7 protein-coding genes are annotated in these 8,314 nt (G+C 46.1%); 4 read left to right on the top strand and 3 right to left on the bottom strand.

Going from position 1 to position 8,314, the window contains the following annotated elements:
- Nucleotides 1–155: 155 nt before the first annotated feature.
- Nucleotides 156–722: a hypothetical protein gene (locus VMW01_08470; protein HUW06283.1), complete on the bottom strand. Its 567-nt coding sequence runs from the start codon at nucleotides 720–722 to the stop codon at nucleotides 156–158.
- 543 nt (nucleotides 723–1,265) lie between these two features.
- Between VMW01_08470 and VMW01_08465 the strand changes: the two genes are divergently transcribed.
- Entirely contained in the window at nucleotides 1,266–3,776 is a 2,511-nt protein-coding gene (locus tag VMW01_08465; GenBank protein HUW06282.1) for a helix-turn-helix domain-containing protein, read from the top strand.
- An 86-nt stretch (nucleotides 3,777–3,862) separates the two neighbouring features.
- Here VMW01_08465 and VMW01_08460 read toward each other — a convergent pair whose 3' ends face one another.
- Nucleotides 3,863–4,552: an energy transducer TonB gene (locus VMW01_08460; protein ID HUW06281.1), complete on the bottom strand. Its 690-nt coding sequence runs from the start codon at nucleotides 4,550–4,552 to the stop codon at nucleotides 3,863–3,865.
- Between the two features lie 274 nt (nucleotides 4,553–4,826).
- On the opposite strand from VMW01_08460, the gene VMW01_08455 reads away from it, so the two are divergent.
- Both VMW01_08455 and VMW01_08450 read left to right on the top strand, forming a co-directional pair.
- Nucleotides 4,827–5,444 carry a sigma-70 family RNA polymerase sigma factor gene (locus VMW01_08455; GenBank protein HUW06280.1) on the top strand — a complete coding sequence of 206 codons (618 nt, stop codon included), beginning with the start codon at nucleotides 4,827–4,829 and terminating at the stop codon, nucleotides 5,442–5,444.
- Nucleotides 5,428–6,195 carry a TonB family protein gene (locus VMW01_08450; protein HUW06279.1) on the top strand — a complete coding sequence of 256 codons (768 nt, stop codon included), beginning with the start codon at nucleotides 5,428–5,430 and terminating at the stop codon, nucleotides 6,193–6,195. Before VMW01_08455 ends, VMW01_08450 begins: the two co-directional genes overlap by 17 nt.
- A 52-nt stretch (nucleotides 6,196–6,247) precedes the next feature.
- Here the strand turns inward: VMW01_08450 and VMW01_08445 are convergent, their stop codons facing one another.
- Complete coding sequence (locus VMW01_08445; GenBank protein HUW06278.1) at nucleotides 6,248–7,252, bottom strand: SRPBCC family protein; 1,005 nt, start codon at nucleotides 7,250–7,252, stop codon at nucleotides 6,248–6,250.
- 118 nt (nucleotides 7,253–7,370) lie between these two features.
- Between VMW01_08445 and VMW01_08440 the strand changes: the two genes are divergently transcribed.
- Nucleotides 7,371–8,314, top strand: a 944-nt coding sequence (locus VMW01_08440; GenBank protein ID HUW06277.1) for a hypothetical protein, incomplete at its 3' end; no start/stop codon positions are given.

Below are 8,314 nucleotides of genomic sequence, written 5' to 3'. Positions count from 1 at the left end.
AGAGAGGGTATGAGGCGATGCTTGGATACTACGAGAAAATTGCGCCACATCTTAATGAACCGCTGTATACGAGACCCGTACGTACAGTGGTGTGAGAGGCTCTCCCCGTCAGCTTAGCTGGCGGGGCGGTCTACTCGATTGTGCATAGTGGTTTGTTACTTAAAAAACATAGTTAAATCACCCATGAAATAAAGTGTCAGAAGTAAAACCGGCAATCCAAGAAGACTAAGTAGCAATAAGTTCCTTATCAAGGATGGCTGAGTCTCTTTAGAATAATCAAGATTATGTGTCTTAATTTTGTCTTTAATAAAGTCACTCATAGAATCATTTGAGAAAAAACGCTGATCTGATTGACTAGGTATAAATGAAATTTTCTTATCAAGTCCAGACACCTTATCACGATACATAATTGTCATAAACCATGGACCTGTTATATCAAATTTTGTTATCCAGTGAATATCACGATACTCAACAATTGTTTGCTTTTTAAAATCCTTAATCAAGATGCCTTTGTCAGAAGTCTCAATACTTTTTAATCTAAATGGCATCTGAACGAGAAAATATGATATCCAGATAGCTATCACAATCATTCCTTTTGCAAAACTCTGCGATTCAGGACTTCCATTCATCCAAGAAGAATATATCCCAAAAAGCACTCCCGAAATCATAAAAACTGGAAATACAAATTTAAAAATTGGTGTCAAAGGTGAACTTTTATACATATCATTTATTGTTTAAATTATCGTGATTCATTTCCTCCATTATGCACAACTCGTTTATAGGCCTGACAAAATCATCCTTATCCACCCATTTTGGGTTGTATAGGTCTGACGGGCGTCATCCTTTATTCATCTAAAGTAACCTTTTTTCATTAACCATATACCTGAGGTTGAATTTTTCCGCACAAGAAAGTGTGGGCTTGGAGCGATTAAGGTTGTTTAATTTTACATTTATGGACATCTGAATGCAATCCTGAATTCTTCCATTCCATGGGCTATGAAGATGCAACCCCGCTGGGGTTGGGTATAGGTATAAAAAATTCTTTTACTTCTTTTACTTCTTTTACTTCTTTTACTTCTTTTACTTTTTTTACTTCTTTTACTTCTTCCTCTATTCCCCCGTTGCGGGATCTTCGCTTCGCTGCGACTTCTTCTAACTTCTTCTAACTTCATCTAACTTCATCTAACTTCATCTAACTTCCTTCTAACTTCCGAATTCCTCCCACTTTTTCCTTACCTTTATTGTCTCTTCAAAACACCTATCCAATGCAACCATTCGGCAATCCGGAACTTCAGCTCGCCTTTGACTATGTACAGCTTACGGGCAAGAACATCTTTCTTACAGGAAAGGCTGGAACTGGAAAAACCACCTTCCTGCACAACCTCAAGCGGGAATCGCCTAAGCGGATGGTGGTGCTGGCTCCCACGGGGGTGGCAGCTATCAATGCCGGTGGCGTTACCATACACTCCTTTTTCCAGATGGCGTTTGGGCCACACATTCCTGCCGATGCCTCTAACCGCTTACCACAGATGGATGGTGTCGAGAGGGCAGACGTGAAGCGCTTCAGCCGGGAGAAGGTGAATATTATAAAGAGCATCGACCTGCTAGTGATCGACGAGATTAGCATGGTGCGAGCCGATCTGCTCGATGGGGTCGACGAGGTTTTGCGCAAGTATCGTGACCGTAATCGTCCATTTGGCGGCGTTCAGCTGCTCATGATTGGCGACCTACAGCAGCTGGCTCCGGTGGTTAAGGATGATGACTGGAATCTGCTGAGGGACTACTACGATACCCCATTCTTCTTTGGCAGCAGGGCGCTCCGTGATGCGGGCTACGTCTCCATTGAGTTAAAGGAGGTGTTTCGCCAAAGCGATGGCCACTTCATAAGCATACTCAACCAGGTGCGCGAGAATAGGCTCGATGCCCATGGGCTGGAGGTGCTCAACAGTCGCTACGACCCCAACTTCAACAAGGAGGAGCACGAGGGCTACATCACCCTCACCACCCACAACTATCAATCGCAGGAGCTGAACCAGCGTAGGCTTAGCATGCTCAAGGGAAAGCTGCACTCCTTTACGGCGGAGGTGGAGGGCGAGTTCCCGGAGTATTCCTACCCAACCGACCACGACCTTCAGCTGAAGGTGGGTGCGCAGGTGATGTTTGTAAAGAACGATACCTCTGCTGAAAAGCTTTTCTACAACGGAAAGATTGGCGTAGTAGCCGACATTGACAACGATATTGCCTACGTGAAGTGCCCCGACGATATGTCGGAGATACCGGTTGGACGTCTGGAGTGGAATAACTACAAGTACTCCATCGATGATGCTACCAAGGAGATTGTGGAAACGGCGGTGGGAAAGTTTGTGCAGTATCCGCTGAAGCTGGCCTGGGCCATTACTATTCACAAGAGCCAGGGCTTGACCTTTGAGCGCGCTGTGATCGACGCCAAGGCTGCCTTTGCCCATGGACAGGTGTATGTGGCGCTTAGCCGCTGCAAAACGCTGGAGGGGATGGTGCTCAGCTCCCCCATCTCAGACCAGTGCATCAAGAGCGATGTTTCCGTGGATGCTATCTCCCGTGAAATTGAGCAGAACCCACCAACGCGGAGCTCCCTCGATAGGTCGAAGCGGGAGTATGAGGAGTCGCTGCTGCTCGACCTCTTCAACTTTTCGTTGCTGAACGGTAGGCTCTTCTACCTCATTAAGATTGCAGATCAGCATGCCGAAAGTCTTCCATCCGGATTGGCCGATGCCCTGAGGGTTATTGCTTTACAGGTAAAGGAGAATGTGCTTGATGTGGCCGACAGGTTTAAGGGGCAGCTGTTCCAGCTATTTACAATGCCCGGCAGCTTGCAGGAGAGTGCAATGCTGCACGAAAGGGTTGTGAAAGCTTCTGCCTACTTTACCGAGAAGATTGCTACGGTGCTGGTTGCCGGTATTGCAAACCTATCGTTGGAGAGCGACAACAAGGTGGTTCGAAAATCAATAACGGATGCGTATGCTTTGCTGGAGCGGGAAATAGAGCAGAAGCAGGGTGGATTAGCAGCCTGCAAGGAGGGATTTAACGTGGCAAAATACCTCTTGGCACGAGCCAAGGCTTCCATTGAAAAACCTGCTGCCGCTAGAATGAAGAAGGCGGGAGCATCCAAGGGAGAGGGGAAGCATCCCAAGCTCTACTTGGTGCTGCGTGATTGGCGCGACGCAAAGGCTGTTGAGCTCGATTGTCCAGAATACATGGTGCTTCCGCTCAAAACGTTGGCGGCTCTTGTGAGCACATTGCCTCAAACTACTGCCGAACTCAAGATGGTGAAAGGCTTGGGAGCGAAGAAGGTTAAGCAGTTTGGTGAGGATATCCTAGAAATTATTTGTGACTATTGCGCAGAGGTTGGTATTGCTGCCAGCTCCCCCCGTTTGGATTCTGAGCTTGAGCCAGTTCCCAAGACCAAGAAGCAAAAGGAGCCAACCGCTCCCAAACAAAAGGGGGAGACCTATCTTACAACTCTCAAGCTCTTTGACGACGGCATGTCGGTTGAGGAGATTGCAGCGTTGAGGTCCATGTCCAAAACCACCATTGAGGGCCATTTGGCTAGGCTCATTCAGGCTGGTGAACTCAGCATTTTTAAGTTGATGGAATCTCCCAGAGTGGATGAAATTGCTCGCTATTTTTATTCCAACGGTATGGAGACTATTTCGGCGGCCAAGGAGCACTTTGGCGACAGGGCCAGCTACGCTGAGCTGCGCTATGTGATGGCTCACATCAGAGGTAAGAGCGAATAGAGAGGCGAATTCCGATTCTATTTTATGACACGAAATTAACTAAAAAAGCCGTGAGCGTTATGCCCACGGCCCTCTGTTTGTTTGAGCTAGTTGGTTAGCTTAAAGGTTACAGGAATGGTGAACCCCACACTCACCGTTCTGGTTCCCTGTTTGCCCGGGGTCCATTTGGGAGAGCTGGATATTACCCTAAGTGCCTCATTGTCGAGGAGGGCATCAACGCCTCTTACAACCTTTATCTTATCCACTTTACCAACCTTGTTCACCACAAAGCTAATGTAAACGGTTCCTTCGATATCCGTTTCCTGTGCAATCTGGGGGTAGTGAATGCGTTGCATCACCCAGCTTACAAACTTTTCGGTGCCACCACCCATAAAGGTTGGGAACTCTGAGGGAATGTATACGATGGGGTCCTCAACCAACTTCTCTTCAGTAGGTTCATAGTTGGTTAATAACGAAGGAGTATTTGGATTATCCTCACCTCCCCAGTTTATATTCTCGTCGGTAACTGCTGGGGAATTGTTTTTGGTGATGTTTATTACCTCAATTACCCTTGGTGGGGCAGGAGGTGTCTTAATCACCTTTCGCTCTGTTATAGGAATTTCAATAATGTCTGTAGGGTCTTGGCCCATACTCACTTGGGTAATTGTGCTGTGTGATGGTGTTGAACTCCACTCAAATCCTGCCAATGCAGCAGCGAGGGTAACCACTAGACCAATTTCAAAGAAGAGCGCTTTCTTGTTCTCAAGGTTGGCTCTGTTCGTTTTTTTCGGTAGCATAGCGTTTAGTTTTAAGGTTAAACAATTGCTTGTTTCTTACATAGAAGATGCTAACAGTGTGACAATTCCATAACGAAGATGGAATTTTTTTTGAGGAGAAGGCAATGGGCTACAAACAGTAGGCACATCTTCGGTCATCTGGTTCCTGACTTCAAACTGTGTTTCAAACTGTTCCTTATCCAAATAGTTGAGCATAAAATGAAAAATTTGCAGTGGCGTGTTGCCAGTTTAAGGAAAAGAGCGTATTTTCCAATCATCTAAAACGACAAGGGTTTTGTTTCTGAAGCTTAGCAGTAAAAGGAAATTGTTAGATCGGGATGTTGATTTTGCGACCTTGCCCGACGATGAGCTCTTGCGACTATTTGTGGAGGAGGCGACTGAGGCAGCCATGGAGGAAATTTTTAATCGATACTCCCACTTGGTTTACGGTTTGTGCCTGAGCATAGTACGTGATGGAGAAATTGCCCGCGATCTGGTAATTACTGTTTTTGAGAAGTTGCTAAAATCGCTGGCTGGCAGTGGTGTTCGAAACTTAAAGTCGTGGCTGCTGGTGGTTGCGCGCAACGAGTGTTACCTCTATTTTCGAAAAACAAAGCATAAAACCATTAGCCTCGACAGCGACGATGTGAACTTTGCTTCCGTTGAGGGGTTAACTACGGAAGAGGTTCCGGTCGATCCCTTGGAAAAGGAACGGATGCTGGATGAGGTTGTTGCAGGCCTCGACAAGCTCAGCATGGAGCAGAACATCTGCCTGAATATGCTCTACCTGCAAGGCAAGTCTTACCAAGAGATTAGCGATTTCACCGGTTACACATTTGGACAGGTGAAGAGCTACGTTCAGAATGGAAAAAGAAAATTGAAAATAATGCTCGAAGATGATGACCAAGAATAGCTCATCCATATTTTCTCCTTCGGGATGTATATCGGAGGATGGTCTCACTCGCTACCTGCAGGGTGAGATGAACGAGCAAGAGCAAGCTCAGGTAAGGGAGCATCTGGCTAGTTGCGAACTTTGTCAGGCCGCCATCACTGGGTTAGCACCACGTGTAGCCGATCCAAACTTCGATACAGAGCTGCGTCAGGTTCGACAAAAGCTATCGCATCTTCGTCCGCTCGACTTTCTGGCAGAATCAAGGAGCGGTGGATTTAGGCTTATGGTTCGATCTATTTCTGTGGTATTAGCAATTTTGGTTATTGTTGCGCTTCTGTTTGTGGGTGGCCGATATGTCTTTGTAAAAAAGGTAAATAGGGGTATGCTGGAGGCCAATGGAATTACTGCGCTTCAAACCAAGCCAGAGAAACGCTACATCTCCAGCAAGGAGCTGAATAAGTCGGTGGCTCTAGGCAGTGCTACGCGCCCGGTATTCTCTTACAACGGTCAATCTTTCGAAGATTATATTCAGAGTAAGTTGGTGTATCCAAAAGAGTTGAGTGGTAAACCCATTCCCGGTAAGGTAGTGGTGCGTTTTACCATTGGAAGCGATGGGGTGGTTAAGGAGGTCTTTATTGTGAGAAGCACCAATCCTGCCTTTTCGCGTGAGGCTCATAAGCTGCTTTATGGTTCACCCAAGTGGCAGCCAGCAGAGATTGGTGGTGTAAAGGTTGCCACCCTCATGCTCATTGAACTTGATTGGAAAAAATAGCAAAAAATTCCGACTGCATAAGCCGGGATTTTTCTGTATAACCGAATGGCAGCTATTTCTTTATTGGATAGTAAATTTTAGTTTCCCACTTCATTGTATCCGGTTCGGTCATGGGGTCGGTAATATATTCCTCCCAAGCTGGTCCATTGAATTCAATGCCCTTCGATTCGGCGTATGCTCCAATCTTCTCATGGGCATCGCCAATGGTCTCATAGGAGCCAAAGTGCGAAACCATTAAGGCATCCATGTATGGAATGCTATCTACCATGATGTTTCCTAGGGGTTTTACCATCCTGTCCACCGGAATACCAACTGCAAAGTGGTTGATGCCCTCCGGGTTCCATTCCGGATACTTGCCAAAGGGCGCTCCGGCAAACTGAAACTTATTCTTTTTCATAAACGTTTGAAGCTGGCCAAACATCTCACCCATCTTCTTTCCCATATCGGCTGGGAGTGCTGAATCGGCAATGGAAATGGCAATTTGTTTGGGCATGGTAACCTGCATAACGTCGCTCGTTTTGGAGTGCAACGGTAGCGATTCGCAAAGAGTTTTTAGGCTGGCAAGTCCCTTGTCGAACATGGGCCTCATCAACCCTTTCATAATTAACCCCATCAGGCGCCCCACTGGGTAGGAGAGGTGTTGAATATCGGTAGTCCAAGTAACTTCTGTGCCATCAACTAAGGGCTTCAGTATCCAGTCGCTCATGGCCTCGCTGCTGTCGGCAAAAATCAGCTTGGTGTTGATCATGGCGTTTGGTATGACCTCCACAATGGTCATGCTGCCGTTCCCATTCTTTTTGCTTTTCCACGAGGTGCTGGCACCTTTGGTCATCTCCTGTCCACTGTATTCCGAAACCATTGTAGAGTCGGCAGCCTGGAACGGGGACCATTTCTCCCAGTTGTGGAAGTTGGCAATTTGCGGATAGATAATCCGTGTTGGAGCCTTGATAACGATTTTACCTTCGAGGTGCTTGTTGGAAGGTAAAAACAGGGCCATGACTAGCAATAATACGGCAAGCCCTATAATTCCAAAAAGTAACCATTTTATTATTTTCATCGTTCACAAGTTTTTAGGTAATGACCAAATATAGTTCATAAATCTTCACCAATCAGTAAATTGATGGTCAACCCTATCTAAAATTGTTTACTTTTGAAATACCCAAACCCAATATACTATGAACCGAATTAACGTCGCAAACATCGCTTTCGCCCTAATTTTGCTGCTGATTCCACTCTCTGGTTGCATCAAAAGCGCGGACTTCGATTTTAGCAAGTTGGAAGACATTCAATGGAATCCAAACCTTGCAATACCACTGGTCTCCTCCGATTTGACCATCATGGACATTATTAAGCAGAGTGGCGATTCCTCCAACTTTGTGATTGATAATGAAAACTTTGTTACACTATTTTACAAGGATCGACTCTACTCCGTTCGCCCAATGGAGTCGTTTGTAATCCCGCAGCAAAGCTTTGTATTTAGCCATACATTGACAAGTATTGAGGCTAGTACGCTTCATAGCAGCTCCATTTCCATCCCTTTTCAGCAGGACATCACCCTCACACCTGCTGATACCATTCGGGTAGATTCGCTTACCTACACATCAGGAAGTATGGCCATGAGCGTAACCTCAAATTTTAGCAACAGTGGCTCCTTCACTTTTTCTATACCCAATGCCACAAAGGGAAGCACCACACTTCAAGGGGGCATAAACCCCATTGCCAGCGGAACTTCGGTGGTTGACTTGAGCGGTTACACCTTCGACCTAACCAAGGTTTCAGGAAAGCCAAGCACCATAAGGCTAAATGCTACCTTAACGTTGAACAGTGATCCAAACATTCAGGCGGGTGACAACATCTCCTTTTCATTTGTTCAAAGCTCCGGAGATGTGAAGGTTGCCTCTGGGTATTTTGGACGCTTTTATCTTTTTAGCGGTACCCAGAAAGCGTATATTAACCTCTTCAACAAAGCCTTTTCTGACGGTGAGTTCAACTTGGTGAATCCATACTTCAACTTCACCTTTACCAACTCCTTAGGTTTACCCATTCGGCTTGGCATTGGTGAGCTAAAAGGAACGAGTTCAACCTCTGGACAATCGTTGGACTTGGCTGGAAATCCAGG

Origin of the sequence: Williamwhitmania sp. (assembly GCA_035529935.1) — a bacterium.
Classification (GTDB): Bacteria; Bacteroidota; Bacteroidia; order Bacteroidales; family Williamwhitmaniaceae; genus Williamwhitmania.
Note: the sequence above shows the minus strand (reverse complement) of the source record. Positions and strands in the feature narration are given on the sequence as shown.